The organism is Rhizobacter sp. Root1221 (assembly GCF_001425785.1).
GTDB lineage: Bacteria > Pseudomonadota > Gammaproteobacteria > Burkholderiales > Burkholderiaceae_C > Rhizobacter.
The window spans coordinates 20,027-46,150 of record NZ_LMDI01000038.1 but is presented as its reverse complement, the minus strand read 5'-3'; the positions used below and the strand labels follow the sequence as shown (position 1 = coordinate 46,150).

Here is a 26,124-nt window from a genome sequence, read left to right as displayed (position 1 = left end):
GCTGCGATTGAGTCGACCCATCGGTGAATCGGCTGCACCATCGATGCCTGCTGGCAACGCAGCCATTCAGGTTGATTTTCCCCGGACAGCAGTGGGCGCAGGCCGGGATCTCCAGCGGTGGACGGGAACGCTGCTGTTCAACGAGAAGGTGGAGGTCCCGGCCTGCGCCGGGACGACACGGCGTGTGGGGAAACGCATGGGCGTTTGCGCACCCCACCCGAGAGGGCACGGGGTACCAACCGGCGCGCTGAACACCAGTCACAGGGCCCCAAAACACCGCCGCGCGTGACTTTTCTGAGGGAATCCGGGGTCAAGTCCTCCGCTCCACCGGCCGAAAACCTGGAACCGTGACCATGGTTGGCCGCGGTTGTCCGTTGGAGTAGTCTGCATGAACCTCGTCTCTTCCATGCGCCAGTTCACGATTCGCACCCGGATGTACGGGACGATCGTGCTGGTGCTCTTGTCGCTTGCCCTCGTGGGGGGTGCAGGACTGATGGGCATGTTCGGCATCGTGTCCCTCAACACGGCGTTCCTGGAGACTACCGTCGTCCAGTCGACGCGGCTCGGCGTCCTGCGGGAGTCGGTCGCGACAGTGCGCAGCCACGAGAAGGACATGCTGCTCGCATACGAGAAGCCCGAGCTGGTGGCGACGATCCACCCGCGCTGGGTGGCCGCCCTGGGCCAGATGCGCAAGGCGGCGGACGAGCTTGCATCGAGCGGGCGCCCCGACACCGGCGCCATCGTCGAAAAGATCAAACCCCTGCTGCAGGGCTACGAGACCAAGGCTACCCACATCGTCAAGCAGCTGGCCGCCAGCAGCTACGACACCGCGGCTGGCGCCGACCGCATGCTTGGCAAGGCCAAGGCCGACATCGAGGCCATCGTGCCGCTGCTGGCCGAACTCGACCGGGTGCTGGCCGCGGACGCCCAGGCGGCGAGCGCCAACGCCAAGCACATGGTGTCGCGCACCATCCTGATGTTTGCCGGCGCGCTGCTGCTGGCCGTGCTCATCGTGGTGCCGCTGACGCTGCTCAACACGGCGTCCATCTGCCGCCCGCTCGGCGACGCGCGCCGCCTGGCGCTGGCGATCGCACAGGGTGACCTCACCCAGTCGGTCGAGGTGCAAGGCCGTGACGAAACCGCCGCGTTGCAGACGGCACTGGCCGAGATGCAGACGTCGTTGAACCGCATCGTGGCCAACGTGCGCCTCGCCACCGACAGCATGGGCACCGCCTCCACCGAGATCGCCACCGGCAATGCCGACCTGGCGGCCCGCACCGAGCAGACCGCCTCCAACCTGCAGCAGACCGCGTCGTCGATGGCGCAGCTCACCTCCACCGTGCAGCAGACGGCCCAGTCCGCCCGCACCGCCAACGAACTCGCGACGTCGGCGCAGACCTCCGCGGCCCGCGGCGGCCAGGTGGTGTCCGACGTGGTGTCCACCATGGAGGACATCCGTGCGTCGTCCGCGAAGATCTCCGACATCATCGGTGTCATCGACGGCATCGCGTTCCAGACCAACATCCTCGCGCTGAACGCGGCCGTGGAAGCCGCCCGTGCGGGCGAGCAGGGCCGCGGTTTCGCGGTGGTGGCGTCCGAGGTGCGCAGCCTGGCGCAACGTTCGGCCCAGGCCGCCCGCGAGATCAAGACCCTGATCTCGGCGTCGGCCGGCAAGGTGGCGTCGGGTGCGCAACTGGTGGTGGGGGCCGGTGCGGCCATGACCGAGATCGTCGGTTCCGTGCAGCGTGTGTCGCAGATCATTGGCGAGATCACCGGCGCGGCCACCGCCCAGAGCGACGGCATCGCGCAGGTGAATCAGGCCGTCACGCAACTGGACCAGATGACGCAGCAGAACGCCGCACTCGTCGAGCAGAGCTCGGCCGCGGGTGAATCGCTGCGCGACCAGGCACGCAACCTGGTGGAGGTGGTGGCGGCGTTCAAGTTGGCGCCGTACTGACCGGGTGCAGATCATGGCCCGCGTCGGGATGGCAAGGCATGGAGGACAATGCCACCATGGCCAAGCCCGTCCCCCGACTCACACCTGAAGAAATCGAACGGGTGATCGCCACCGCCTGGGACGATCGCCCGCCGTTCGACCGTGTGTTGCACACCCACGGGCTCACGCACGGCCAGGTGGTTCAGCTGCTCAAGCGCGAACTCACGCCCAGCGCCTTCAAGACGTGGACAGCACGCACCCGGGGTGCGCCGGCCAGTGCGGCGCGGCCCGGGCCGGGCAAGCGGCGCTGACGGCTGGTCAGGCGGGCCAGGTCTGCGCGGCCCGCTGGATCTGCTCGCGCTCGTGCGGGCTCAGCGCCAGGTCGGCGAGCCCGGTGTCCAGCACGTGCGGAATGCCGTCGGGTGACATCACCGCCAGCGCCCGGTCTGTCTCGCCGAGCATCAGCGGCGATTCGTCCTTGAACATCACGTGGTCGAAGGCGCGCCACTTGCCACCGCGCTTGAAGTGCACCTTGAGGGTGAGGCGCTTGCCGGCCGATCGCAGGTTCGACAGGCGCACCGCACCGGCCTTCGGTTTCTGCAGCGCGGCGCGCAACGCGCGCTCGCGGCGCATCGGTGTGAAGGCCATCATCACGAACAGCGGCCCCATGCCCACGCAGAAGAGCACCATGCCGGCCAGCGTGCCCACGCGGTTCCACAAGTGGTTCTGGCCCCACGACGTCGTGTTGACCTCGGGGCGGGCCGGGTCGTACGTGACGGTCAGCGGGATGTCGTCGTCGAGTGACAGCATCATCAGGTAGTCGAGCTTCGCCTTGACCAACTGCTGGCCGTGTTCGGGCCGGGTCAGGAACTCGAAGTGGCCCGAGCAGTCGGTGAAGATGGCCTTGCGGGTCTTGCAGACACCGTCGAGCAACCGGGCCTGCTGGGTGGTGGCGCCGCCGTGGCGCAGCGCCACCTCGCGCGCGAGTTGCGGCCCGTAGTTCCATGCCATGAATACGCCGATCGCCACGAACGCGATGGCGGCCAGCAGCCAGCCGATCAGCGGGCGAATGACCGCGCGCTTGCGCGCCTGCTTGATTGGCCGGGCGGGGAGCGCCGGCAACGGCGGGACGGTGGAGGCGGTCATGGTGGGGCGCGGAGTTTGGCCCGCATTGGACCAGCATCCCGGGCACGCCGCGATCCCTCGGAAGAGGGCGCCGTCAGGGCGCGAAGTCGTCCACCTGGATCACCCGGTCGGCCGCCCGCAGGTAGGCCAGCGCTGCGGCCGGGTCGCGTGACCGCGCCGCGGCTTGTTCCAGCGACCGGGTGCGGCGCAGCACCCCGTTCAGTTCGGCGAGTTCATCGGCCACCGGGACCGACAGCGCGAGCGCGTCCATCAGGTCGCGCAGGCCACCCGCGCGCGGCTGGCCGATGTCGGGGCACAACCGGCCCACGAGGGCCGGGTCGGCGCGCAGCGCCTCGGCCAGTGCCAGCACCGTCTTGTCCGTCAGCGGGCGGCGCTGCCGCGTGCCGCGCAGCAGCAGCGGGGCGGCCAGCCGCAGCAGGCCCGACGGCAGGTTGGCGCAGAGCTCGTGCAAGGTGTCGGCGCCCCGTGCGAGCTGCACCCGGATGGCCGCGCGGGCGAACGGCAGCATCGCCGGGTCACCTTCCACGTCGTAGCGCCACAGCGCACCACTCGCAAGGTACAGCGCGGACAGCACGTCGCCAAGCCGCGCCGACAGCAGCTCGAGCCGCTTGAGCTTGCCCCCGAGCAGCCCCATCGCCAGGTCGGCCGTCAGCGCGAACGCGGCGGACAGCCGCGCGATCATCACGGCCTCGGCACGCAGGTCGATCGGAGGGGTGCCGTGCAGCGCCGGGTGCACGAGGCTGCCCCACAGGTTGCGCAACACGTGGCCGCCATGGGCCAGCAGCGCCCGGCCCAGCGCCTCGGGGTCGTTGTTTTCCACCGCCTTCATCTCGGCCAGCACGTGCGGGTGGCAACGCACGGCGCCCTGGCCGAAGATGATCAGCGAACGCGTGAGCAGGTTCGCGCCTTCGACGGTGATGGCGATGGGAGCATGCCGGTACGCCACACCCAGCAGGTTCTTCGGGCCGCCCATGATGCCCTTGCCACCGAGGACGTCCATGCCATCCAGCACCGCGCGCCGGCCGGCCTCCGTGAGGTGCACCTTGAGGATCGCGCCGGCCAGGCTCGGTTTTTCGCCGGCATCCAGCGCCGCGGCCGTGTAGCGCCGTGCCGCGTCGCTCGCGTAGAGGTCGGCGGCCATGCGGGCCGTGATGGCGGAGATCGCATGGAACTTGCCGATGGGCAGCCCGAACTGCTCGCGGATCTGGCCGTAGCCGTTGACGACGAACAGCGCCGTCTGCTGCATCGCGGCCCCGACCGCGGGCAGCGAGATGGCCCGTCCCGTGGCGAGGCTTTCCATCAACATGCGCCAGCCCTGGCCCACGCGCGCCTCGCCGCCGATCACCCAGTCCATCGGCACGAACACGTCCTCGCCGCGGATAGGCCCGTTCATGAACGCGGAATCCATCGGGCGGTGGCGGCGTCCGATCGTCATCCCGTCGGTGGGCACGGGGATCAGCGCGCAGGTGATGCCGAGTTCGCGCTGGCCTTCGGGCCGCGCCGGGTCCACCGCCTGGAACGCGAGGCCCACCACCGTGGCCACCGGCGCGAGCGTGATGTAGCGCTTGTCGAAGGTGACGCTGAAGCCGCGCACCCGCCGGCCATCGACATCGCGTTCACACAGCACGCCCACGTCGGGGATCGAGGCCGCGTCCGAGCCGGCGTACGGCGAGGTCAGGCCGAAGCAGGGCAGGTCGCGCCCGTCGGCCAGCCGCGGCAGGTAGTGCGCCTTCTGCGCGCCGGTGCCGTAGTGCAGCAGCAGCTCGGCGGGCCCGAGCGAGTTGGGTACCATCACCGTCACCGCGGCCGACGTGTTCACCGTGGCGATGCGGGTGACCACCGCCGCGTGGGCGAAGTGGCCGAAGCCGAGCCCGCCGTGTGCCTTCGGGATGATCATCCCGAAGAACTTCCTGTCGCGCAGGAACTGCCACACCTCCGCGGGCAGGTCGCGCGCCTCGTCGATCGCGAAGTCGTCGAGCATCGCATTCAGCGTGCGCACCTCGGTGTCGATGAACGCACGCTCTTCGTCGGTCAGGCGGTTGGGGCCCCGTGCGCGCAGCGCATCGAAGTCCGGGCGGCCCGCGAACAGGTCGCCTTCGAACCCGACGGTGCCCGCCTCCAGCGCGGCGCGCTCGGTGTCGCCCATCGGGGGCAGGGCCTTGGCAAACGGCTTGAGCGCGGCGCGCCCGAGGAGTGAGGCGAGTCCCATCGTGTCCGGTGTTGGAGTGGTTCGCGTGTCGACGGTAGGCCGATCGAGCCGCACGCGGCAGCGGCGCGGGCCCTGCCGTGGTGTCGGACGGTGCCGCGACCTGGCGCTGCGTCAGGTGCCGAACCGCTCCACCACGAACGCCACGAAGCTGCGCAGCTTCAGCGACCGCGGGTCGGGCAGGTACACCACCTGCATCGGGCGGCTGCCGAGTTCGTGGCCGGGGAACAGCGCCACCAGGCGGCCGGCCGCGACGTCGGCTTCCAGCAGCACCGCCGGCTGCATCACGATGCCGAGGCCGTTCAGCGCCGCCACGCGCAGGGCCTGGCCGTGGTTGATCTGCAACTGGCCGCTCACGGTGACCCGGCGCTCTCCTTCTGCACCCTTCAAGTGCCACGACGTTCCCGCGGTAGGGCTGAAGGCCAGGCACTCGTGCGCGGCCAGGTCCTCCGGCGTGCGCGGCGTGCCGCGGCGTTGGAGGTATCCGGGGGATGCGCACACCATCATCCGGTAGGGGGCCAGGGGCCGCGCCACCAGGCCGGAGTCGGGCATCGTGCCGATGCGGACCGCCACGTCGAACCCTTCGTCCACCAGGTCCACCGTGCGGTCGCTGAGGGACAACTCCACCCGCACCTGCGGATGTCGCGCCAGGTAGTCCGCCAGCGCGGGCACCAGGGCCTCGCTGCCGAACGACACCGGCGCCGTGACGCGCAGGCGGCCGCTGGGCACGGCCTGCTGGTTCTGCGCCTGGGTGTCGGTGTCGGCGATCAGGCGGAGGATCTCCTGGCAACGCGCCAGGTAGGTTTCACCGAATGCCGTGAGGCTGTGGCGGCGCGTGGTGCGGTGGAGCAGCTTCGTGCCCAGGCGTGTTTCCAGCGCGCGCAGGTGGTTGCCAGCCATCGTGGCCGACATGCCGCAAGCCTCGGCCGCGGCGCTCAGGCTGCCCTTGTCCACGGCGCGGACGAACACCTGCATGCTGGTCAGAAGGTCCATTCGGCACTCATGCTGTGAAATGAATCAAGGAATTGGCTGATTATCTTTCAGTGGTTCCTAATGACACTGCAGCCCTGACTCAACATCGCCGCAGGGCACCTGACCATGACTTTCCCATCGACCCCTCGTTTCACAGGCCGCACCGTGCTCATCACCGGTGGGGGCACCGGCATGGGCCGCGCGGCGGCCTTGCGCCTCGGCCGCGACGGTGCCAACGTGGTGGTGGCCGGCCGGCGCGCGGCCGAACTCGACGGCGTCGTGGAAGCCATCCGCGCCAAGGGCGGCGTGGCGCTGGCCATCCCCACCGACGTCTCGGACGAACAGCAGGTGCAGGCACTCGTGGCCCGAACCGTCGAGGCCTTCGGCGCGTTGCACATGGCCTGGAACAACGCGGGCATGCTGGGCGCCTTCGTGCCGTTCCAGGACATGAGCCTGGCCGAGTTCGACGTGGTGACGGCCACCAACCTGCGCGGCGTGTTCGCCTGCATGAAGTACGAGGTGCAGGCCATGCTGAAGGCCGGTGCCGGTGGTGCCATCGTCAACACCTCGTCGTGGACGGCCCATGGGGCCATGCCGGGGCTCGCCGGTTATGCCGCCGGCAAGGCCGCGCTCGATGCATTGATGCGCACGGCGGCGGTGGAACTCGGCGCCCACGGCATCCGCATCAACAACGTCAGCCCCGGCATCATCGCCACGCCGATGGCAAGCGGGGTGCTGGCCAGTGCCACCGCTGCGTTGCCGTTCGAGAAACAGACCCCGCTGCAACGCATCGGCCAGCCGGAAGACGTGGGCGACGTGGTGGCGTGGCTGCTGTCCGACGACGCCCGGTTCGTGACCGGCCAGAGCCTGCTGGTGGATGGCGGTTTCACGCTGGGTGGCTTGCGGCCGTGGTTCAACGGGTTCGTGGCGCAGCACGCGGCGTGAGCGGGTGGGGCGAGCGCGGGTGATAGCCTTCGGGTTCCGACACGACGCCCGTCCCGATGCCCTGCTTGCCATTGTCCCGAATCGCCGCCCTGATGGCCTGCCTGGCCGTGTCGTGGGCCCATGCCGCCGAGCCGATCGAACTCGACCCTGAGCCCGCCGGGCCGTGGAAGGTCAACTGCCCGCCAGCACCCCTGTACCCACTTGCCGCCCTGAAGGACCGAGCCGAGGGCACGACTGCCGTGCGCCTGACCTTCGGCGCCAACGGGGTGGTGTCGAACGCGGCGGTGGCGCGCCGAAGCGGCGAGACACCGTCCCACGCCAAGCTGGATGCGGCAGCCGTCAAGGCCCTCAAGCGGTGTCGGCTCGAGGGCACCATCGAGGGCAAGCCCCCGGAGTTCATGCGGACGGTGGTGTGGGAGGTCGACGTGCCAACGCCGCGCCGACCGGCCACAGCGGCTTCGGAGGCCGGGGCGACGAAGCCCTGAGGCCCCTCCTTCACCCCCGCCGTCAACGCGGAACGTCCGACTCCAACGTCACCTTCATCGCCTGCAAGCCCTGCGCGATCATCCCCGCGATCGCCGGCGCCATCGCGTTCGGCAGCAGGTCGGCCACCCACACGACCCGCGTGCGCCCATCCGGTTCGTCCAGCACCTGCGCGCTGGCGTTGTGGTGGGTGAGCCGATCGCCCGTCGCGCTCCAGGCCACGCGCCGCCTGGCCGGGTCGACGTCGACGATGCGCTCCCGGGCCTTCACGCCGTTGGCGAACGTGACGTCGCGCGCATCACCGTCGAGTTGGCAGTCGATGACAAAACCCCGCACGAGGCGCGTGTGCAGCGCGCCGAGGTCGGCGAGGGCGTCCCAGGCCCTGCCGGGTGGGACGTCGATGACGATGTCTTGGTGGATGGAGGCCATGGAGACAGTCTAGGCGCTCGTGGCCGCCGGATCCGGACATGTTCATCCAGGCGGCCGGACTCGAGACCCGGCCTTCGGCCTCTTGCGATGTCAGAAGCGGTATATCGCACTGAGGTTGGCCGTGCGCTCGGCGCTGCGGTAGCAGAGGCTGTCGAGGGTCCCGCAGTCGAACAGTTTCTGCGTGTTGAACACGTTGTTGATGTTCAAGGCGATGCGCCACGGGCCTCGTTCCAGGCCGACGGCCGCGTCCCACAAGGTGAGGCTGCCGTTGCGAAGGTCGGCGTTGCCATCGGAAGTTGATCGCATGGCGCCGAGGTGACGCATCCCGAGGGCGGTGTAGGCCGGGACCGCGTCGGCCACGCGGAATGCGTACTTCGCCCACAGCGAGGCACTGTGTTTCGGCGCACCCTTTTGCTGCAGGCCTTCGTCGCCATTGCCACTCCGGGTGATCTCGGTGTCCAGGTAGGTGTACTGCGCGACCATGGCGATCCGCGGCGTCAAGGCGGTGCGGGCCTCGAGTTCCACACCCCGCGACGTGACCTCACCGGTCTGGACCCGCCCCGTACCGCCCGGCTCCGTGGTGGTGACATTGCGCCTCACCAGGTCGAACACGGCTGCGGTGTAGGTGCTTTGCTGATCGGGTGCCTGGTACCGGAGGCCTGCTTCCACCTGCTTGCCGCGCGACGGTTTCAGCGGCTCGCCGGACACCGCGTTCCCGATCTCCGGCGCGAACGACGTGGCATAGCTCACGTACGGCGCCCAGCCCGATTCGAACAGGTAGACGGCGCCGAGACGCCCCGAGGTCGCCTCCGCCGTCTGGTCGTAGGCGATGCTGGAAGCGCCTGTGTCCAGGTGCGTGGTGGTGCTCGACTGCGCCGCCTTGTCGTGCCGCAGGCCGGCGGTGACGGCCCAGCGTTTCCACGTCAATTGGTCTTGCGTGTAGAAACCCAATTGCCGGGAGGGCATCCGGTTGACCGTGGGGTCCGTCGAGGGAATCAGCGGCAGCTTGGCATACACCGGGTTGTACAGGTCGAGCGGATCGACGAAGCCGATCTCGTACGGATTGCGGTCCTCGTTGCGGGTCCTGGCGTAGTCCAGTCCGACGAGGGTGGTGTGCCCGACGGGGCCCGTGTCGAACCGGGCCTGAACCGAGGTGTCCACGAGGAGGTCTTTCGAGCGGGTCTCGACCGGCTGGAAGTAGCGGTCGAGCGTCCGGCCGTCCGGCCGGATCCGGGCGGGAAAGAGGTCGGTTCGATCGTTTTTCAGGTGGCTGTAGCGCACCTTCTGCTGCACCGACCACGTCTCGTTGAAGCGGTGTTCGAACTCATACGCCAATGTCGAATTGGCGCGTTCGAAACGGTTGTCATCCCCGCCCGTGTTCAGCCCCGGATCGATCTGGCCCAGCGGGCCAGGAGATGCCCACTGGTTGGGGAAGGCGTACTGCTGGTTGTCTTTCTGGTAGCGCGCCAGCACCGTCAGCCGTGTGTTGGCATCGGGCTGCCACGTGAGCGAGGGCGCCACATAGAGGCGGTCATCCTGGTCATGGTCGAGCCGTGTCTCGGCTTCTCGCCCGAGCATCGTGAGCCGGTAGGTCCAGGTGCGCTCCGCATCGATCGCGCCGGCGAAGTCCGCCTTGACCTGTCTGCGGCGGTAGGTGCCTGCGTCCACGCCGATCTCGGCGACCGGCTCGGCCGTGGGGCGCTTGGTGACCGCGTTCACCATGCCGCCCGGAGGCATCTGCCCGTACAGCACGGATGCCGGCCCCCGCAGCACCTCCAGCCGTTCGATCCCGTAGGGCTCGATGGCGGCGGCGAACGTGCGCCCCGAGTTGCGCAGGCCGTCCACGAAGATGCCGGACGTCTCCAGTTCGAATCCGCGCAGCAGTGATGAATCGTCAGAGCCCAGTGGCCGCTGGTTGGGCGTGACGCCCGCGGTGTACCGGAGCACTTCGTCGACCGATTCGGCGTGGCGGTCACCGATCTCGTCGGCCGTCACGACCGAGATCGATTGGGGGTTCTCGATCAGCCGGCTGTCCGTCTTGGTGCCGGTCGCGCTGCGCTTGGCCGCATAGCCGGGCACGCGGCCGGTGGCGGTCTCGGCCTCCGCGCGGGCGAAGACCTTCACCGTGGGCAGTGCCGATTCGCCCACGGCCGGTTTCGTGGCCATCCGCCGCAACGTGAACGTGCCGTCCGGCCGCGAGACGATCTCCAGTCCGGTGGACACCAGCAGGGAATCGATGGCGCCGCGCACGGTGTAGGTGCCCGAAAGGGGAGCGCTCGTCAGCCCGTCGGTGAGTGCGGGTTCGAACGACAGCGCGAGGCCTGCGCTGACCGCGAAGTTCGACAGCGTGCGGCCCAGCGGGCCGGCCGGGACATCGTACGTGCGGATGGTGGTGGCATCGAGGGCCGGCGACGCGGGCGCGGCGTGCGCGACGGCGGCCAGGCCGGCAGCGGAGGCCAGTGCCATGCCCATCAGGGCGATGCCGATGGCTCGGCTCGAGGGCAGCTCGGGGCTGCGGATGCGGAGGGTTGACATGAGGGACCTGGGAATGGAGGGACTGTGGGTTCTTCACTTCCCAGGCCACCCGAGATCAGAAAAAGTATCACCAGCGCGCGAAATGAATGGACCGGATCGTCAGTGCGGACTGAACGTGACCCACAGCCCGCCGAAGCGTGTCAGCACGTCCATGGGGTAGGTTGCGGCCAGCATCGACAGCGTGCGGCCGCGGTCCATCACGGGAAAGGCACCGGACACCCGCAGGTCGGCGATGGCCGGATCGCAACGCACGATGCCGGGGTGGTAGCGTGCCACCTCTGCCGCGAAGTCTGCCAGCCGCATGCGGTCGGCCAACAGCATCCCGTGGGTCCAGGCCGTGGCGGAGGGGCCCGCCGCCCATGCCGCGGCGATGGTGTGGGTGGTGAAGGTGGTCTGTTGACCGGCCTCCAGCACCTGCGTCGAACCGGGCATGGCATGGCGTGGTTCGACGCGCACGCGCCCTTCCAGCACGAGCAGGCGTGTCTCGCCGCCGTCGAGGCGAGTGTTGAAGCGGGTGCCAATGGCCTCCAGCCGGCCGTGCGGTGTTTCGACCCGGAACGGCCGATGGGTCGGAGACGTGTCGGGCGCTGTTTCCACCATCACCTCGCCGTGGCGCAGGTGCACCAGGCGCTGCATGGCGTCGAAGCGCACGTCGATCGCCGTGGCGGTGTTGAGCGTGAGCCGTGTGCCGTCGGGAAGGCCCACTTCGCGTTGCTCGCCCGAGGCGGTCTGGTGGTCGGCGGTCCAGGCCTGCCATTCCGCCACACGCCACGCGGCGAAACCGGCGGGCACGGCGGCCAGCAGCACCGCGATCTTGCGCGCCGCGGCGCGGCGGCCGGCGCTTCGCGGAAGGTCGAGTGCCGGCAAGGCCGCGCGGGCTGGCAAGCTGCCGAGCTTGTCCAGCAGCAGTTCCACCCTGGCCCAGGCGCGGGCGTGTTCGGGGTCGCGGCGCTGCCAACGCTCGCAGGCCGCGCGGTCTGCCTCGGTGGCAGTGCTGGCGTGCAGTTGCACCACCCAGTCGGCCGCTTCGTCGAGGATGCGCTGGTCGATGGGAGCGACCGCGCGCGCGGTGTTCGTCATGGGCGATTCATGCCATCGCCGCCAGGCACTGCGCGAAGGCCGCCTTCATGTCCCGCTTCACGGTGATCAGCGATACGTTCAACGCTGCCGCGATCTCCTCGTACTTCAAGCCCTCGAGCTGGGACAGGAGAAACGTGCGCTTGGTGCGGGGTGGCAGGCGGTCGAGCATCGCATCGATCTCGTACAGCGTTTGCAGGATGCTCAGGTGCTGCTCCGGGGACGGCGCCTCGGCCTCCGGGTGGCAGGCGAGCGCGGCCAGATAAGCTTGCTCCAGGGCACGGCGGCGATACCAGTTGACCAGGATGCCCTTGGCGATCGTGGCCAGGTACGCCCGCGGCTGCTGGAGCACGGCCACCGGCTTTTGCGACGAGATGATGCGGAGGAACGTGTCGTGCGCCAGGTCAGCGGCATCGGACGAATCACCCAGCTTCTTGCGAAGCCATCCGTAGAGCCATCCGTGGTGATGGCTGTAGAGCGCGCGCACGTCGTGTTGCAGGGCAGGGTCGGCGACCGGCATGGTACTTCCCTCGGTCGAACTACTCAAACAAGAATTGTTCGCATTGTAGGCCCTGATGCGGCATCGGCCCGGTACGGCGCCGGGCATGGTCGATGCCGTAAAGTGCAGCGTCAGCCTGGGTGAACCAGCGCCTGGGAGGTTCCCTCATTCCCCGAAAGGAGAGTCCGAATGATCACTGCCATCACCACGTTCCGGTTGCCCACGCCCATCACCCGTGACGAGGCGCGAAAGATCTTCCTGAGCACCGCGCCGAAGTACCAGGGCGTGCCGGGCCTGGTCCGCAAGGTCTACGTTCTCTCGGAAGAAGGGGATACGGCGGGCGGCATCTACCTGTGGAAGTCCCGTGCCGAGGCGGAGGCCATGTACACCGAGGCCTGGAAGGCCTTCGTGCGGGAGAAGTACGGGACGGATCCGTCGGTCACGTACCTCGACAGCCCGGTGGTGGTGGACAACCTGACGCACGAGATTCTCTCGGACGAATAGACCTGCCGGGCACAGCGCGGCTCACGACATGCAGGCTGAAGGCGCGAACCGCGACCATTGAACATGCGAATCGAGCACCTGGCGGATTGCGAGGAACACCTGGCCACGGTCGCCGGCTGGCAGCACGCCGAGTTCGGGTACCTCAACCGCGCCGTCACGATGGCACAGCGACAGGACCGGCTCCGTCAATGCCTGCGGCGCGACGGTATTCCGCTGGCCCTCGTGGCCTTGTCCGGCGAAGGCCACCCGATCGGGGCTGCCAGCATCCTGCCCAGCACCATCACCCATGCGCACCTGACGCCCTGGCTCTCCACCGTGGTGGTCCCCGCGGCATGCCGGGGCAGGGGGGTGGCCTCGGCGCTTTCACTCAGGGCCGTGTCGGAGGCGGCGCGCCTCGGGTTCGAGACGCTTCATCTGTTCACGCCGCACAACGAGTCGCTGTACCAGCGGCTGGGGTGGGCAACGTTCGAGAGGGCGCATTTCCATGGCGTGCCCATTGCGCTCATGTCGAGGGCGACCAGGGCTTGAGCCTTGGGCTGTGCGCCGAACCTATGGCACCTGCCCTGTCCGAACGCCTGAAACGTCCTTTCGAGACCGGCCTTGCCCGGCTCATCCAGCCGGAGGGCACGGGCCCGGGTGACTTCCGGTGGCCGGCCGGTGAGCCCGCGCTGCTGGCGCCATCCTCCATCTCGTGGCGGGTCTTCAAGAACCCGGTCTCGCTGTTCGTGGGCGGCGTGGCCGCGGTGCTGCTGGAGCTGGCCGAACCCGGTGTGCGCAGCGGCGTGTGGACGCATTCGACGTTCCGCACGCACCCGCTCGACCGCCTGCGGCGCACCGGCTACGCGGCCATGATGACCGTGTACGGGCCGCGCAGCCGCACCGAGGCCATGATCGCGGGTATCACGCGCCGGCACGCGCAGGTGCAGGGGCACACGCCCGACGGCCGCCCCTACCGCGCCACCGACCCCGACCTGCTCGACTGGGTGCACGCCACCGCGTCGTTCGGTTTCCTGGAGGCGTACCACCTGTACGTGGCCCCGGTCAGTGCAGCCGGGCGAGACACGTTCTACGAGGAAGGCCAGGCCGCGGCCGTGTTGTACGGGGCCTTGTCGGCCCCGAGGTCACAGGCCGGCATGGACGCCCTGCTCGCGCGCATGTCCGGCCGCCTGGAGCCGTCGCCCATCCTCCACGAGTTCCTGCGCATCGTGCGGCGCATGCCGGCGCTGCCGGTGGTGTTGCGGCCGCTGCAAGGGCTGCTGGTCGATGCCGCGGTGACCGTGGTGCCGGCGCCGTTGCGCGACCGGCTCGACCTGGGCGGGGCGGGGCGGCTTTCTGCGTGGCAGCGCGGGGTTGTCCGGCGGGCGGGGGCCGCGATGGAGCGGCTGGTGCTGGTGAACCACCCGGCCGTGCAGGCCAGCCGGCGGCTGGGGTTGCCGGATGACTACCTGTTTCGGGTTGGCCTGGGGGGACCCAGTGCCTGATAGGATCTCGATTCGAGTTGGGGTACCGCTCCCAAAACCTCAGAGCCGCGCTCGGTACAAGCGCCAGGTTCGAGAGGTGCCCCATGAGCCAACAGGCCTTTGCCTGGCTGCTTCTTTCCGCGAGTGTCATTGCCGAAGTGGCGGGCACCGTCGCCCTGCGGCACGCAGATGGCTTCACCCGGCTTGTACCGTCGCTGTTGGTTGGCGCTTGTTATGCGGGCGCCATCTGGCTCATGGCGATCGCGGTGCGCCACCTCGAGATGGGGCTGACCTACGCGGTGTGGGCGGGCAGTGGCACGGCGCTCACCGCATTGCTGGGCATCCTGTGGTTCGGTGAATCCGCGAGTGCACTGCGCCTTGCCGGGTTGGGGTTCATCGTTGTCGGGGTGATTGCCCTCAACCTGGGTAGCCGGTAGATCGGCCACGCCGGGTAAGTCACCCCTCGGTCATTCATCATGCCGTGGGGCGCGTGTTGCCCAGGCCCGCAGCCGCGTGTCCCACTCGCGCGTGGCCTTGGCATCCTGCGGGCTGGCCAGCGCCACGAGCTGCTCCAGCAAGGCCTGCTGCCCGGGCGCCGGGTGGTCCGGGAACGTGGGCACCACGGTGACGATCTGGTCGCCGCGCTCGGCGCCGTCGTGGTCCAGCGGCCAGCCCTGGCCGCGCAGGCGGTACACATGGCGGTTGCGCCGCAGCCGCATGTGCTGCAGGCCACCGAGCGTGGGCACGTCGATCCAGGCTTCGGCGAGCCACGCGAAACCGTCGACCGGCATCTGGCACCGCAGCGTGCCGTGGTCGTCCAGCGTGAAAAACGGGTGGGGCGTGAGCTCCACCGCCATCTCCAGGGAACCGTCGAAGCCCCCGGCACCGGGCCCGGCGCCGTCGATGGTCAACACCTCGCCCGCGCGCACGCCGGCCGGGAACCTGACAGACCGCCTGTAGCGCTGGACGGCATGGCCGCGGCCATCGCAGGCACTGCATGACTCGCGCACCGTGCCGCTGCCCTCGCACGTGCCGCACGCCTCGCGGGACGACACCCAGCCGAACCACATCGGCGAGCGCGTGGTGCCAGCACCCTCGCATGCCGGGCACTGTGTCATGGTGCGCAGGAGGCCCTCGCCGTCGCAGCCGGTGCAATGGTGGATCAGCTTGCCGCGCAGGAGGCGCGTGACCCCGAGCGCCGCCTGCTCGACCGACAGCCTCACCCGCCGGTGAACGACCGGGCCGGAGGTGGCCGCCGGAGCGGGGTGCCCCGCGGGTTCGACCAAGGCGAGCCGGATGCGGTCGTACGCGCGGTTGATGCGCTGCATCAGCGCCGCCGCATCGGCCGACGCGTTGCGGTCGGGGTGCCACCGGGACACCAGCCGCCGCCAGGCCGCCTTCACTTCCGATTCACTCGCCCCGGGCGACACACCGAGTTCGACGTAAGCATCATCGAGGCCCAAACCCATCCTCCTGGCAGTTCGTCAGACGCGGGGACCTGCGTCAACGTGAGGGCATTCTGCCGCATCGGGGCGCCGGCGAGTCGACATGCCAAGAAGGTATCGCGGGACGTTCTCTTCACCGGCAGGCCTTGCTTCGAGGTGAGCGCCCCTGCTGCTCAACCCCTCTCAATCCGCGCCGCGGGGATGATCGATCACGAAACGCCAAGTCCCGTCCGGCTGGCGGCGGACGACCTCGATGTTTTTGCCCGCAATCTTGGTCGGTGCGCCGTCAGGCCCTTTGGCGATTGCAGTCCAGCTTCCGCGCAGGATGGCGAGGTCCTGGTCCGCGTTGAAGAACACCTGGAGCGGCGTCGTGAATTGCGGATCTTCCAGCGCCATCCAGCCTCTGAGAGCCTCTCGAATGGCCGCCTGGCCGGTTGCAACCTCGCCCGACTCGAGAAAGAACGTTGCGTTGGTCTCGTAGAGGGCTACCGCAGCCTCCAGATCCTTGGTCTTGATCGCGTCAAAAATATGAAGGTCGCATTCTTCGGGTCTGTGTGCTGCCATGGTTTACTCCAGTTGCTGGTTGAGTGGTCTCGACAATCCGCCTGCGTTGAGTTGTGCGTTGCGCGGATGACGTTCCAGAATCTAGGGCTCGAGGCAGTGGAGATAAAGGCACGCCACGGCGCAACACTCCAAACACATCGTTTGCAATGGACCATCTGACCAACATGGCGACCTTCGTGAAGGTCGTCGAACTCGGCTCCTTCAGCGCAGCGGCAGATTCCCTGAAGCTGTCAGCCCAGCTCGTCGGCAAACAGGTCAATGCCCTTGAGCAGCGCCTGGGCGTGCGCCTGCTGAATCGAACCACACGTAAACAGAGCCTCACGGACTTTGGCAGGGCGTTCCTTGAGCGCGCAAAGATCATCCTTGCTGAAGTCGAGACGGCGGAGAGCATGGCGGCCGAAACCCGTGGCATCCCAGGCGGTCGACTACGGATCAATGCCCCGGTGACATTTGGCGTGCGTGCCTTGTCACCTCGATTGTTGGCGTACATGGCGAAATATCCACGTGTGACCGTGGACCTCACGCTGTCCAACCGAGTCGTCGACCTCGTGGAGGAGGGTTACGACGTTGTCTTTCGGATTGGCGAACTTTCGGACAGCGGCCTCATAGCGCGACCCTTGGGTCCATACCAACTCGTCCTTTGTGCGGCGCCGTCCTATCTGGCGAACCGCCCATCAATTTCGACGCCTTGGGATCTGCAACAGCACGAGTGCCTGGGCTTTGCATACTCCGACGGGCGGACGCAGTGGACTTTCGAAGGTGTTGACGGCCGCATCGACGTCCAGGTAGCGAGCAGATTGATCGTCAACCAAAGCGAGCCGTTGCTTGGCGCCGCCTTGGCCGGGCTCGGCGTCATGTTGCAACCATTGGAGCTTGTAAGGGACTCGCTGCGAGCCGGAACTCTGGTCGGGCTTCTGCCTGACTACAAGGTGCCCACGCAACCTCTGAGCATGTTGTATGCACCCGACCGCCGCATCACACCCAAGCTTCGAAGTTTCGTGGACTACTGTGTTGCTGCATTCGGCCAAGAGCAGATTCAGCCGTAGAGCGCCCTCGAGGCCCTCTGGCGAGAAGACGCCCAGTCTTCCGGCTCGTTACGCCAGCGCTCGGCATTGCTCGGCTGGCTGGACCAGGTTGCCCTCCTGCGTGACCGCCCGGCGGTGCAGAAGAGCGGGGCGAGGTCCACTGCGGTCCGGCCCGTCACCCCCGCTGCCAGCGCAGCAGCTTCCTCTCGACCATGGCCATCAGCGCATTGCCAGCGAAGCCGATCACCCCCAGCAGCACGATGCCCGCAAAGAGTTCGCTGGCCCGGAACGCGCGCGCGGCGAGCAGGATGGCCTGGCCCAGGCCCGGTTGCGAGGCCATCATTTCGCCCACCACGGCCACGATCAGCGAGAGGGTCATGGACAGGCGCATGCCGGCCAGGATGTCCGGCATCGCGTTGGGCAGGCCGATCTTCCAGACCAAGGCGGTGCGCGGCATCTGCAGGCTGCGCGCGACGTCGATCAGGCGTGGCTCGACGGCCGCGATGCCATGCACCGTCGCCAGCAGCACCGGCCACATCGCCCCGAACGCCACGACGAACAGCACCATCCCCGGGTTGAGGCCGAAGATTGAAATGGCCAGCGGCAGCATCGCGGAGGCCGGCAGCGGGCGAATGAATTCGAGCGTGGGCTGCACCCAGGCGCGTACCGCGGACGATACGCCGATGGCCGCGCCCAGCAACACGCCGAACAGCGATGCGAGCAACCAGCCTTCGAGCATGCGGGTCACGGTCGCGCGCGTGAACGCCAGCAGTTCGCCGTGGCCGTTGCCGCGGAGGTTCAGGCCTTCCGCCAGGCTCGCCAGCGTCGCCTGCGGCGTGGGCAGGAAGACGGGGCTCACCCAGGCGGCGCTGCTGGCGGCCCACCACACCGAGATCAGCACCGCCAGCACCGCGGCCGAGCCCAGCCAGTCGTGTATCCGCCGGGTCACGGAGCAGCCCCCATGCGCCGCGCGACAGCACGTTGCAGGCGCAGCATCGCGGCGTTGATGACAAAGCCAAGCACCCCGATCCAGCCCAGCCACCCCAGCATCAACGCCGGCTCGAGGCTCTGCTGCGCAATCACCATCGCGTAGCCCATGCCGTTCGGGTTGGCCGCGATCTCGACCGTGACGGCCACCACCAGCGCCACCGCAACGCCGAGCCGCAAGGCGATGAACAGCCGCGGCACGATTGCCGGAAGCACGATCTTCCACACCCGCTCCCGCGCAGGCAGGCCGAGCATGCGGCTCACCTCGAGCAGGTGGGGATCAACCTGCCGCACGGCCGACTGCACGAGAATCAGCATCGGCCAGAACGTGGCGAACGCCACGATGCAAAGCTCCATCCGCATGCCGAAGCCGAACATCAGCATCGCCAGCGGGATCAGCGCCACCGACGGCACCGGGCGCAACACCTCGATCGACAACAGCGAGAGCCTTGCCGCCCGCCGCGACAGGCCGAGCACGATGCCCAGGCCCGTGCCGAGCATGGCGCCGAGCAGCAAGCCGAGGGCCGCCGTGCCCAGCGTGAAGCCGGTGGCCTGCCACAGCGAGCCGTCCGCCGCCGCACCGGCCAGGGCTTTCAGTGCGGCACTGGGCGGCGCCAGCGCTTCGCTGCCGAGTGCGCTCGCGCGCCGCGCATGAACTTCACACAGCGCGAGCAGCACCGCCGGCAACACCCACGGACGCAGCCGTGCCAACCTGCCACGCACGACCTGCCGCCGCTCGGCCGCCTGTTCAGTCATGGCCTTGCGCGATGAAGGCGAACAGCTCGCGCCGCAGGCGCAGGAACTCGGGATGCTCCCTGGTGGCAAGCTGGTCGCGCGGGCGCGAAATGCGAACATCGATCATGCGCGCGAGGCTCGGCCGGCCGGGGCCGGGCTGGGCCTGCAGGGCGATCACGCGGTCACCCAGGTAGATGGCTTCATCGAGGTCGTGGGTGACGAACAGCACCGTGAGGCCGTCCTCTCGCACCAAGCGGGCGAGTTCGTCCTGCAGGCCCTGGCGCGTCAGCGCATCGAGCGCGCCGAAGGGCTCGTCCATCATCATCAGTTCGGGTCGTTGCGCGAGGCAGCGCGCGATCTGCGTGCGCTGCTGCATGCCGCCCGACAGCTGCGCCGGAAACTTGTGGGCATGCCGGGCGAGGCCGACCTTGCCCAGCACGTCGCTGATGCGCAGCGGCCGATCCGCCGCCGCCATGCCGGCTGCCTCCAGCGCGAGGCTCACATTCCCGGCGACGCTGCGCCACGGCAGCAGTGCCCGCCCGTAGTCCTGGAACACGAAGGCGACTTCACGCGACGGTTCGGTCACCGGCCGGCCATTGCGCCAGACACCGCCGGCGCTGGCCGTGACCAGACCGCTGGCCGCGCGCAGCAGCGTGGTCTTGCCGCAGCCGCTGGGGCCCACGATGCAGACGAATTCGCCGCGCGCCACCTCGAACGACGTGGGAGACAGAACCTCCCGCCCACCGAGGCGTATCGCCACACCGTCGAAGCGCAGGAAGGCCGTGTCGCGCATGCCGCGGGCCCTTATTTCGCGACCAGTTTCGCCACGTCGATCGATGTCTTGAGCATCTCCTGGTCCTTCATCAGGCCAACCCAGTAGGTGAGCTGCCTGTCGGTCACCAGCGGGCCGGGAGGCGAGATCTGCACCTTGGCGAGCACCTCGGGCGGCAGCTTGATGTACTTGCCGATGCTGGCCCGCACCTTGGCGGCATTCTTCGGCTCAACCATGAACGCGGCGGCTTCCTGCACCGCCTCGCGAAAGCCCCGGGCGGCAGCCGGATTCTTCGCCACCCACTCGCGTTTCGCCGCATGCACGATCGTGTGGTTGCCCTCGGGCAGGAAGGTTGAGTAGTACGAAGCAACGTAACCGGCGCCGCTCTCGGTGATGCGGCTCATGAACGGGTCGGCGGTGACCACCGCATCGATCGATCCGCCGCGCAGCAGGTCACCATGCTGCGGGAATGCGGCTTCGACGAAGTTGACCTGGCGGTAGTCCACACCCTGGCCCTTGAGCCAGGCGCGGAAGGTGACGTGCAAGAAGGCGCCGAGCCCGGGCACGCCGATCTTCTTGCCCACGCAGTCCTGCGGGCCGCGGATGCCGGAGCCGGGGCGTGCCACGAGGCCGAAGCCGGTGAGGGTCTTGGACGTCAGCCCGCCTCCGGCAACGAGCACGAGATCGAGCCCGCCATCGACCGCCTGCAGGAACACCGACGGCGTGGGCCCGCCGATCTGCAGCGAGTCCGATTGCAGCGCGGCTGGAATCGTGGAGTTGAGCGGAATGAACTTGAGCTCGACGTCGAGATGGCGCTTCTTGAAATAGCCTTCCTCCGCCGCCACGAAGACCGAGGCAAAGTCGGAAACGGCGGTGTAGCCGAAGAGGATCCGCGTGTCGGACTGCGCGCGCGCGGGCAGTGCGGCACAGACGGGGCCGGCAGCCAGCGCTGACAACAGGTGGCGTCGATTCATCATGTTCTTCTCTCCTTGAGGTGGTTTTCTTCAGCGAAGGGTTCAGCGCGGGCCGCGCGGCACGTTTCGACATGCTGATGGTCACTTCCGACGCGCGCCCGCCCCGACTCCCCTGGCAGGACGGCCGGATTATGGGTCGTCGGACGTGCCCCCGCGCGATGCTGGACGAGGCTTCCTTGCCGAGCCAATTGCCCATTCGCAAATCCCTGCTTTTCTTCGCCCATCCGCCGGCAGGATCCGGCTCGGCGGCCACCATCGCGCCATGCGCATGCCCCCGTCATTGCCGTCGCCTCCCGGATCGCCCGATTCGCAGGTGCGCGCGCGGACGGGAGAAGAGACGGCGGGGCCGTCGGGGCCTCGGGCGGTCCGGCGACGATTGAATCCGCCGGACGGGCCGCTTGGTGGGCTGCCCACATCGAGTCCGCCGGACATGCGGCAGCAAGCGGCGAAAGCGGCGCCTGAAGCCGGCGCCAGTTCCGCACGGCCGCGAGCGAATCTTCCTGCGCCGCAGCCTGCCGCCGCCCGACCGGTCATCGACTGGGGGCTTGCCGTCAGGCACTATCCCGAACTGACGGATTACCTTGACGACCTGGAAGCCGCGCACGAAAGCGATACCGTTGCGGGCGCTGAACTCATCCAGGACATGATCCACCTGGGTGACTTGATCGAGGGCCTGAACAGCGCCGACCCCTCGTTGAAGCTCAAGTCCTACGCCCTCGAGGTACCCGACAAACCATCGGCCCTGCTGGACTCGCCGCTCGTTGAAGATCTTCGGGTCGGCCTGGGCACAGGAGACGCCTGGCGGGCCGTCGTGGACAGCGGCAACCATCGCGTGGCCATGAGCATTCAGTGCTCGAAGGGTTCCAACGACGCTTCGATCCTTGTGGTGGACGCCAGCGCGGCCGAGAGTGAAGACTCGAAGCGGTTCATGTCGAAGAAGTGGCTCGACATCATGAGCGCGGTGGCGCAGTGCGTGGGCGAAACACTGAAGTCGCCAGCCGGACCCCCCAGGCTTCACACGACCTTCACCTGTTCTGGTGCACAGAAGAGCCCGTTGGGATGCGCCATCTTTTCGCTGTCGGCCACCAAGAAGATGGCATCCGACCCTCACATCACTTCACGCCCGCACGCTCGACGGTCTGGCAACCCAGGACATCACACCTGGCCTTGCGTGGGTCGAGGCCAACGACCACCTGCCGCCATCGTTGTTCAAGCACGCGACGTCCGAGAAGACCATCAAGGCGTACGTCGAGGCCCGGCGCCGCGACCACCGAACGGACCTGAACCCCACGGCCAACGTCCCTCCATGGCGACGAGATTTCGGTGGTCCGGACGAGCCGGTCAACAAAGGCGGCGAGACCTTGTTGAAACGCTACGAATCGAACGAGGTGGTTCGATACGATCCCCGGAGTGAAAAGGAGTTGACGTACAGCAACTCCTACGAGGCCAAGCGCATCGAGATGATCAAGACCGCGCTGGCGGAGTTGACTGCGAAGAAGCGCTGAACGCAGTTCATCCACCGGCACCGGCCGTGTGACCGACTCGCCGGCCAACATCTGTTCGCCCCGCACGGCCCGGGCAGGCTCCTCCATCGGCTTGCGGAACGCCGGAAGCCGATGCTCTTCTTCCTGCCGCGGCGGCTGCGCAGCCAAGGCGACACCCCCTGGACAGAGGGAGCGCTCTGTCCCCTGCCGGTGGGCGCAAGCACCCCCCGGCGATGGGCGACAACGCCGATGCCCGGCACGGTGCGGCTGCCTACATTGAGGCCTGAGTCGCGAGGTGATCTTCGATGGGAGGTGCCACGCGACGCTGCATGCGGCCACTCCGTCCGGGGTGGCCACGGCTCAGGAGGCAGTGGTGGGCAGCGCAAGAAAACCGTGTCGGGTGCGCCGGTCACTGTGTCGAACAGGTTTGTGCAGCGAATCGAATTTCTAGTCGCAGGCAACGATCAAGGACAACGTCATGGCCATCAACAGCACCTCCTTCAACAACACGCCGCAAGCCGGGGACGATCTGTTCACGACAACAATGACCGGGCTGACGGAGGACAAGCTCTGCATTACATATCTTGCGGTGATGGGCAACGATCTGGGGGGCGCAGCGAAGACGCTTTACTCCCTTGACAACGGTACGACCGGCAGCAGCAGCGCTTTCAGCACGACGGACCTCCTGGCCCAGGACATCGTCAGGACTGAGGCGCTTTGCACTGACACGAGCGCGCACGGCGCCAAGATCTGGATCACCGCCGAGGGCAAGGTTGGCTACGACGCCGCCACGCTGTCTGCCGCCTTCAAGGACCGACTCCAGCATCTTTCGGCCGGTGACGTCTTGACCGACACGTTCGTCTATGCGATTCGTCTCGGCAACGGGACGCTCAGCTGGGCCACGGCGACGGTGCAGATCGGCGGCGTGAATGACGCGGCCGTCGTGACAGGCGCGGTGACGGGCCAGGCCACCGAGGACGGAGCGGTGGTCACGCTGAACGCGTTGGCCAATGCGAGCGACGTCGACAGCAACACGACGCTGACGGTGGTCAACATGCCGGCTGCGGCCTCGCTTCCGGCAGGCGTGACCTACAACGCCACGACGCACAGCTTCACGTTCGACTCGAGCCACCCGGCATACCAGCACCTGGCGGCCGGCCAGGCGGTGGATGTGTCCGTCAACTACGGGGTCAGCGACGGCACGGTGACCACATCGGCTTCGGTGAAGTTCACGGTCACGGGAACCAACGATGCGCCCGTGGTCGCGGCCAAGGTGGCTGTCGCCACCGAAGGCGCGGCAGTGATCCATGGCAATGTCGTGGCCACTGACATGGATGACGGCGCAACCCTGGGCTACAGCCTGATCGGCGGCGCGGCGCCAGCCGGCTTGATATTCCACGCCGACGGCAGCTACAGCTTCGATCCGGCGGTGGGTGCCTACGACCACCTCGAAGCCGGTGCCACGCAAGATGTGGTGGTGAGCTACCAGGCCAGCGATGGCACGGCCAAGTCGAACGTTGCAACCCTGACCATCACGGTCACGGGTACCAACGATGCGCCGGTGGTCAGCGGGGCGGTGACGGGCAACGCCACCGAGGGCCACGCGACGGTCACGCTGAACGCGCTGGCCAATGCGACGGATGTCGACGACGGCGCGACGCTGTCGGTGACGAACCTGCCCGGCTCGTTGCCGGCCGGCGTGAGCTACGACGCCGCCACGCACAGCTTCACGCTGGACCCGAGCAACCCGGCGTACCAGCACCTTGCCGCGGGCCAGGCGACGGATGTGATCATCACTTATGGCGTGTCCGACGGCACGGGCGTGACGCCTGCCACGGTGAAGTTCACCGTCATTGGAACCAACGACGTGCCGACGATCGCGGCGGACGGGACCGATGCGAGCGGTGCGGTGACGGAAGACGTCGCCACGCCGACCCTGAGCGACACAGGCACGATCGCTTTCAACGACCTCGACCAGATCGATGTGCACAGCACCAGCGTTGCAGCGGACGCCGGCAACACGCTGGGCGGCACGCTGACGATGGGCGCGGTGAACGAACTCGCCAGCACCGAGCCGGGCACGGTGGGCTGGACCTACAACGTGGCCAACAGCGCCACGCAGTACCTGGCCGAGGGCCAGAGCGCCGCCGAAAAGTTTACCGTCACGGTGGCCGACGGCCACGGCGGCACGGTCACCCAGCTGGTGACGGTGATCGTCACCGGCACCAATGACGCGCCGGTCATCACCAGTGCTGCGCAGAGCGGCACCGTCAACGAAGACGCCACGCTGACGGCCACCGGCACGGTGGCCTCCAGCGATGTCGACCATGGCGCGACGGCGGCCTACAGTGGCAACACGACGGGCAGCTACGGCAGCTTCGTGGTCGACGCCGGCACAGGTGTGTGGACGTACACGCTAGACAACACCCACCAGAACCTGGCGCAGGACGAAAGCCACACCGAGACCTTTGCGGTCACGGTGATCGACGACAAGGGTGCGACCGCGAACCAGAACGTGGTCCTGACGATCACCGGAACCAATGACGCGCCGGTCATCACCAGCGCAGCGCAGAGCGGCGCGGTCAAGGAAGACACGGCGCTGACAGTTACCGGCACGGTCAGTTCCAGCGACGTCGACCATGGCGCGACGGCCGCCTACAGCGGCAACATGACGGGCAGCTACGGCAGCTTCGCGGTCGACGCCGGCACAGGTGTGTGGACGTACACGCTAGACAACACCCACCAGAACCTGGCGCAGGACGAAAGCCACACCGAGACTTTTGCGGTCACGGTAACCGACGACAAGGGTGCGACCGCGACTCAAGCCGTGGTCCTGACGATCACCGGCACCAATGACGCGCCGGTCATCACCAGCGCGGCGCAGAGCGGCACGGTCAATGAAGACACCACGTTGACAGCCACAGGAACGGTGGCCTCCAGCGACGTCGACCATGGCGCGACGGCGGCCTACAGCGGCGTCGCAACGGGAACGTACGGCAGCTTCGCGGTCGACGCGAGCACGGGCATGTGGACGTACACCCTGGACAACTCCAATCATCAGAACCTGGCGCAGGGTGAATCCCAGAGCGAGACCTTCACGGTCACCGTGACCGACGACAAGGGCGCGACCACGACCCAGGACGTGATCCTGACTATCACGGGCACCAACGACGCGCCGGTCATCACCAGCGCTGCGCAGAGCGGCACCGTCAAGGAAGACACCGCGCTGACGGCCACCGGAACGGTGGCCTCCAGCGATGTCGACCATGGCGTGACGGCGGCCTACAGTGGCAACACGATGGGCAGCTACGGCAGCTTCGCAGTCGACGCGGGCACGGGCGTGTGGACTTACACGCTGGACAACACCCACCAGAACCTGGCGCAGGACGAAAGCCACACCGAGACCTTCACGGTCACCGTGACCGACGACAGGGGCGCGATCGCGACCCAGGACGTGATCCTGACTATCACGGGCACCAACGACGCGCCGGTCATCACCAGCRCGGCGCARAGCGGCACGGTCAAKGAAGACACCGCGCTGACGGCCACCGGCACGGTGGCCTCCAGCGATGTCGACCATGGCGCGACGGCCGCCTACAGTGGCAACACGACGGGCAGCTACGGCAGCTTCGTGGTCGACGCCGGCACAGGCGTGTGGACGTATACGCTGGACAACACGCACCAGAACCTGGCCGCCGATGAAAGCCACACCGAGACCTTCACTGTCACCGTGACCGACGACAAGGGCGCGACCACGACCCAGGGCGTGATCCTGACTATCACGGGCACCAACGACGCGCCGGTCATCACCAGCGCGGAGCAGAGCGGCACGGTCAATGAAGACACCGCGCTGACGGCCACCGGCACGGTGGCCTCCAGCGATGTCGACCATGGCGCGACGGCGGCCTACAGTGGCAACACGACGGGCAGCTACGGCAGCTTCGTG

General features: G+C 68.0%; 23 protein-coding genes and 1 pseudogene. 11 read left to right on the top strand and 13 right to left on the bottom strand.

Features of this window, described 5'->3' with window-relative positions:
• Nucleotides 1–388: 388 nt before the first annotated feature.
• Both ASC87_RS23200 and ASC87_RS23195 read left to right on the top strand, forming a co-directional pair.
• A complete protein-coding gene (locus ASC87_RS23200) occupies nucleotides 389–1,957 on the top strand; it encodes a methyl-accepting chemotaxis protein (protein ID WP_056668191.1) in 1,569 nt (522 codons plus the stop codon).
• 56 nt (nucleotides 1,958–2,013) lie between these two features.
• The gene (locus ASC87_RS23195; protein WP_162255198.1) at nucleotides 2,014–2,247 is read left to right on the top strand and encodes a DUF2805 domain-containing protein; all 234 of its coding nucleotides are present in this window, start codon (nucleotides 2,014–2,016) and stop codon (nucleotides 2,245–2,247) included.
• 7 nt (nucleotides 2,248–2,254) lie between these two features.
• Here ASC87_RS23195 and ASC87_RS23190 read toward each other — a convergent pair whose 3' ends face one another.
• The 3 genes from ASC87_RS23190 to ASC87_RS23180 all read right to left on the bottom strand — a co-directional run bounded on the left by ASC87_RS23190 (nucleotide 2,255) and on the right by ASC87_RS23180 (nucleotide 6,281).
• The gene (locus ASC87_RS23190; protein WP_056668184.1) at nucleotides 2,255–3,082 is read right to left on the bottom strand and encodes a hypothetical protein; all 828 of its coding nucleotides are present in this window, start codon (nucleotides 3,080–3,082) and stop codon (nucleotides 2,255–2,257) included.
• 73 nt (nucleotides 3,083–3,155) lie between these two features.
• Entirely contained in the window at nucleotides 3,156–5,291 is a 2,136-nt protein-coding gene (locus tag ASC87_RS23185; RefSeq protein ID WP_056668181.1) for an acyl-CoA dehydrogenase, read from the bottom strand.
• A gap of 111 nt (nucleotides 5,292–5,402) precedes the next feature.
• Nucleotides 5,403–6,281, bottom strand: coding sequence for a LysR family transcriptional regulator (locus ASC87_RS23180; protein WP_056668178.1), 879 nt, complete (start codon nucleotides 6,279–6,281; stop codon nucleotides 5,403–5,405).
• Nucleotides 6,282–6,386: 105 nt separating this feature from the next.
• On the opposite strand from ASC87_RS23180, the gene ASC87_RS23175 reads away from it, so the two are divergent.
• Nucleotides 6,387–7,205 carry an SDR family NAD(P)-dependent oxidoreductase gene (locus ASC87_RS23175; RefSeq protein WP_056668175.1) on the top strand — a complete coding sequence of 273 codons (819 nt, stop codon included), beginning with the start codon at nucleotides 6,387–6,389 and terminating at the stop codon, nucleotides 7,203–7,205.
• Nucleotides 7,206–7,270: 65 nt separating this feature from the next.
• Nucleotides 7,271–7,690 (top strand): energy transducer TonB, encoded by a 420-nt coding sequence (locus ASC87_RS23170; RefSeq protein WP_162255197.1) that lies wholly within the window; start codon nucleotides 7,271–7,273, stop codon nucleotides 7,688–7,690.
• A gap of 22 nt (nucleotides 7,691–7,712) precedes the next feature.
• Here ASC87_RS23170 and ASC87_RS23165 read toward each other — a convergent pair whose 3' ends face one another.
• The 4 genes from ASC87_RS23165 to ASC87_RS23150 form a co-directional block, all read right to left on the bottom strand.
• On the bottom strand, nucleotides 7,713–8,117 hold the full coding sequence (locus tag ASC87_RS23165) for an SRPBCC family protein (RefSeq protein ID WP_056668169.1): 405 nt from the start codon (nucleotides 8,115–8,117) through the stop codon (nucleotides 7,713–7,715).
• A 90-nt stretch (nucleotides 8,118–8,207) separates the two neighbouring features.
• Nucleotides 8,208–10,652 carry a TonB-dependent siderophore receptor gene (locus ASC87_RS23160; RefSeq protein ID WP_056668166.1) on the bottom strand — a complete coding sequence of 815 codons (2,445 nt, stop codon included), beginning with the start codon at nucleotides 10,650–10,652 and terminating at the stop codon, nucleotides 8,208–8,210.
• 99 nt (nucleotides 10,653–10,751) lie between these two features.
• Nucleotides 10,752–11,732: a FecR domain-containing protein gene (locus tag ASC87_RS23155; RefSeq protein ID WP_056668163.1), complete on the bottom strand. Its 981-nt coding sequence runs from the start codon at nucleotides 11,730–11,732 to the stop codon at nucleotides 10,752–10,754.
• Nucleotides 11,733–11,739: 7 nt separating this feature from the next.
• The gene (locus ASC87_RS23150) at nucleotides 11,740–12,249 is read right to left on the bottom strand and encodes a sigma-70 family RNA polymerase sigma factor (RefSeq protein WP_056668160.1); all 510 of its coding nucleotides are present in this window, start codon (nucleotides 12,247–12,249) and stop codon (nucleotides 11,740–11,742) included.
• 168 nt (nucleotides 12,250–12,417) lie between these two features.
• Between ASC87_RS23150 and ASC87_RS23145 the strand changes: the two genes are divergently transcribed.
• From ASC87_RS23145 to ASC87_RS23130, 4 genes are all read left to right on the top strand, one after another.
• Nucleotides 12,418–12,732, top strand: coding sequence for a YdhR family protein (locus ASC87_RS23145; protein ID WP_056668158.1), 315 nt, complete (start codon nucleotides 12,418–12,420; stop codon nucleotides 12,730–12,732).
• Nucleotides 12,733–12,795: 63 nt separating this feature from the next.
• Nucleotides 12,796–13,260, top strand: coding sequence for a GNAT family N-acetyltransferase (locus ASC87_RS23140; protein ID WP_056668155.1), 465 nt, complete (start codon nucleotides 12,796–12,798; stop codon nucleotides 13,258–13,260).
• 23 nt (nucleotides 13,261–13,283) lie between these two features.
• Entirely contained in the window at nucleotides 13,284–14,213 is a 930-nt protein-coding gene (locus tag ASC87_RS23135) for an oxygenase MpaB family protein (RefSeq protein WP_082568876.1), read from the top strand.
• Nucleotides 14,214–14,296: 83 nt separating this feature from the next.
• Nucleotides 14,297–14,629, top strand: a complete 333-nt coding sequence (locus ASC87_RS23130) for a multidrug efflux SMR transporter (protein WP_056668200.1) — start codon at nucleotides 14,297–14,299, stop codon at nucleotides 14,627–14,629.
• 30 nt (nucleotides 14,630–14,659) lie between these two features.
• Here the strand turns inward: ASC87_RS23130 and ASC87_RS23125 are convergent, their stop codons facing one another.
• On the bottom strand, nucleotides 14,660–15,655 hold the full coding sequence (locus ASC87_RS23125; protein ID WP_162255196.1) for a DnaJ C-terminal domain-containing protein: 996 nt from the start codon (nucleotides 15,653–15,655) through the stop codon (nucleotides 14,660–14,662).
• A 165-nt stretch (nucleotides 15,656–15,820) separates the two neighbouring features.
• Nucleotides 15,821–16,201: a DUF4440 domain-containing protein gene (locus ASC87_RS23120; RefSeq protein ID WP_056668149.1), complete on the bottom strand. Its 381-nt coding sequence runs from the start codon at nucleotides 16,199–16,201 to the stop codon at nucleotides 15,821–15,823.
• Between the two features lie 146 nt (nucleotides 16,202–16,347).
• Between ASC87_RS23120 and ASC87_RS23115 the strand changes: the two genes are divergently transcribed.
• Entirely contained in the window at nucleotides 16,348–17,247 is a 900-nt protein-coding gene (locus ASC87_RS23115) for a LysR family transcriptional regulator (protein ID WP_056668146.1), read from the top strand.
• 154 nt (nucleotides 17,248–17,401) lie between these two features.
• Here the strand turns inward: ASC87_RS23115 and ASC87_RS23110 are convergent, their stop codons facing one another.
• From ASC87_RS23110 to ASC87_RS23095, 4 genes are read right to left on the bottom strand one after another with little or no spacing between them, the layout of a single operon-like run.
• The gene (locus ASC87_RS23110) at nucleotides 17,402–18,175 is read right to left on the bottom strand and encodes an ABC transporter permease (RefSeq protein ID WP_056668142.1); all 774 of its coding nucleotides are present in this window, start codon (nucleotides 18,173–18,175) and stop codon (nucleotides 17,402–17,404) included.
• On the bottom strand, nucleotides 18,172–18,969 hold the full coding sequence (locus ASC87_RS23105) for an ABC transporter permease (RefSeq protein WP_056668139.1): 798 nt from the start codon (nucleotides 18,967–18,969) through the stop codon (nucleotides 18,172–18,174). Before ASC87_RS23105 ends, ASC87_RS23110 begins: the two co-directional genes overlap by 4 nt.
• On the bottom strand, nucleotides 18,962–19,741 hold the full coding sequence (locus tag ASC87_RS23100) for an ABC transporter ATP-binding protein (RefSeq protein ID WP_082568875.1): 780 nt from the start codon (nucleotides 19,739–19,741) through the stop codon (nucleotides 18,962–18,964). Before ASC87_RS23100 ends, ASC87_RS23105 begins: the two co-directional genes overlap by 8 nt.
• 11 nt (nucleotides 19,742–19,752) lie before the next feature.
• On the bottom strand, nucleotides 19,753–20,697 hold the full coding sequence (locus tag ASC87_RS23095; protein WP_056668135.1) for an ABC transporter substrate-binding protein: 945 nt from the start codon (nucleotides 20,695–20,697) through the stop codon (nucleotides 19,753–19,755).
• A gap of 259 nt (nucleotides 20,698–20,956) precedes the next feature.
• Between ASC87_RS23095 and ASC87_RS33890 the strand changes: the two genes are divergently transcribed.
• Nucleotides 20,957–22,108, top strand: a complete 1,152-nt coding sequence (locus tag ASC87_RS33890) for a YopJ family acetyltransferase (RefSeq protein WP_082568874.1) — start codon at nucleotides 20,957–20,959, stop codon at nucleotides 22,106–22,108.
• 548 nt (nucleotides 22,109–22,656) lie between these two features.
• Nucleotides 22,657–26,124 (top strand): annotated as a pseudogene (locus ASC87_RS33885) (beta strand repeat-containing protein); the annotation flags it as partial.

Bases quoted from the DNA above. Each gene is read 5' to 3' on its own strand.
- ASC87_RS23160 (WP_056668166.1), bottom strand. From the start codon at position 10,652: ATGTCAACCCTCCGCATCCGCAGCCCCGAGCTGCCCTCGAGCCGAGCC.
- ASC87_RS23200 (WP_056668191.1), top strand. From the start codon at position 389: ATGAACCTCGTCTCTTCCATGCGCCAGTTCACGATTCGCACCCGGATG.
- ASC87_RS23120 (WP_056668149.1), bottom strand. From the start codon at position 16,201: ATGGCAGCACACAGACCCGAAGAATGCGACCTTCATATTTTTGACGCG.
- ASC87_RS23180 (WP_056668178.1), bottom strand. From the start codon at position 6,281: ATGGACCTTCTGACCAGCATGCAGGTGTTCGTCCGCGCCGTGGACAAG.
- ASC87_RS33890 (WP_082568874.1), top strand. From the start codon at position 20,957: ATGCGCATGCCCCCGTCATTGCCGTCGCCTCCCGGATCGCCCGATTCG.
- ASC87_RS23185 (WP_056668181.1), bottom strand. From the start codon at position 5,291: ATGGGACTCGCCTCACTCCTCGGGCGCGCCGCGCTCAAGCCGTTTGCC.
- ASC87_RS23150 (WP_056668160.1), bottom strand. From the start codon at position 12,249: ATGCCGGTCGCCGACCCTGCCCTGCAACACGACGTGCGCGCGCTCTAC.
- ASC87_RS23190 (WP_056668184.1), bottom strand. From the start codon at position 3,082: ATGACCGCCTCCACCGTCCCGCCGTTGCCGGCGCTCCCCGCCCGGCCA.
- ASC87_RS23165 (WP_056668169.1), bottom strand. From the start codon at position 8,117: ATGGCCTCCATCCACCAAGACATCGTCATCGACGTCCCACCCGGCAGG.
- ASC87_RS23115 (WP_056668146.1), top strand. From the start codon at position 16,348: ATGGACCATCTGACCAACATGGCGACCTTCGTGAAGGTCGTCGAACTC.
- ASC87_RS23100 (WP_082568875.1), bottom strand. From the start codon at position 19,741: ATGCGCGACACGGCCTTCCTGCGCTTCGACGGTGTGGCGATACGCCTC.
- ASC87_RS23175 (WP_056668175.1), top strand. From the start codon at position 6,387: ATGACTTTCCCATCGACCCCTCGTTTCACAGGCCGCACCGTGCTCATC.
- ASC87_RS23140 (WP_056668155.1), top strand. From the start codon at position 12,796: ATGCGAATCGAGCACCTGGCGGATTGCGAGGAACACCTGGCCACGGTC.
- ASC87_RS23105 (WP_056668139.1), bottom strand. From the start codon at position 18,969: ATGACTGAACAGGCGGCCGAGCGGCGGCAGGTCGTGCGTGGCAGGTTG.
- ASC87_RS23135 (WP_082568876.1), top strand. From the start codon at position 13,284: ATGGCACCTGCCCTGTCCGAACGCCTGAAACGTCCTTTCGAGACCGGC.
- ASC87_RS23155 (WP_056668163.1), bottom strand. From the start codon at position 11,732: ATGACGAACACCGCGCGCGCGGTCGCTCCCATCGACCAGCGCATCCTC.
- ASC87_RS23145 (WP_056668158.1), top strand. From the start codon at position 12,418: ATGATCACTGCCATCACCACGTTCCGGTTGCCCACGCCCATCACCCGT.
- ASC87_RS23095 (WP_056668135.1), bottom strand. From the start codon at position 20,697: ATGATGAATCGACGCCACCTGTTGTCAGCGCTGGCTGCCGGCCCCGTC.
- ASC87_RS23195 (WP_162255198.1), top strand. From the start codon at position 2,014: ATGGCCAAGCCCGTCCCCCGACTCACACCTGAAGAAATCGAACGGGTG.
- ASC87_RS23130 (WP_056668200.1), top strand. From the start codon at position 14,297: ATGAGCCAACAGGCCTTTGCCTGGCTGCTTCTTTCCGCGAGTGTCATT.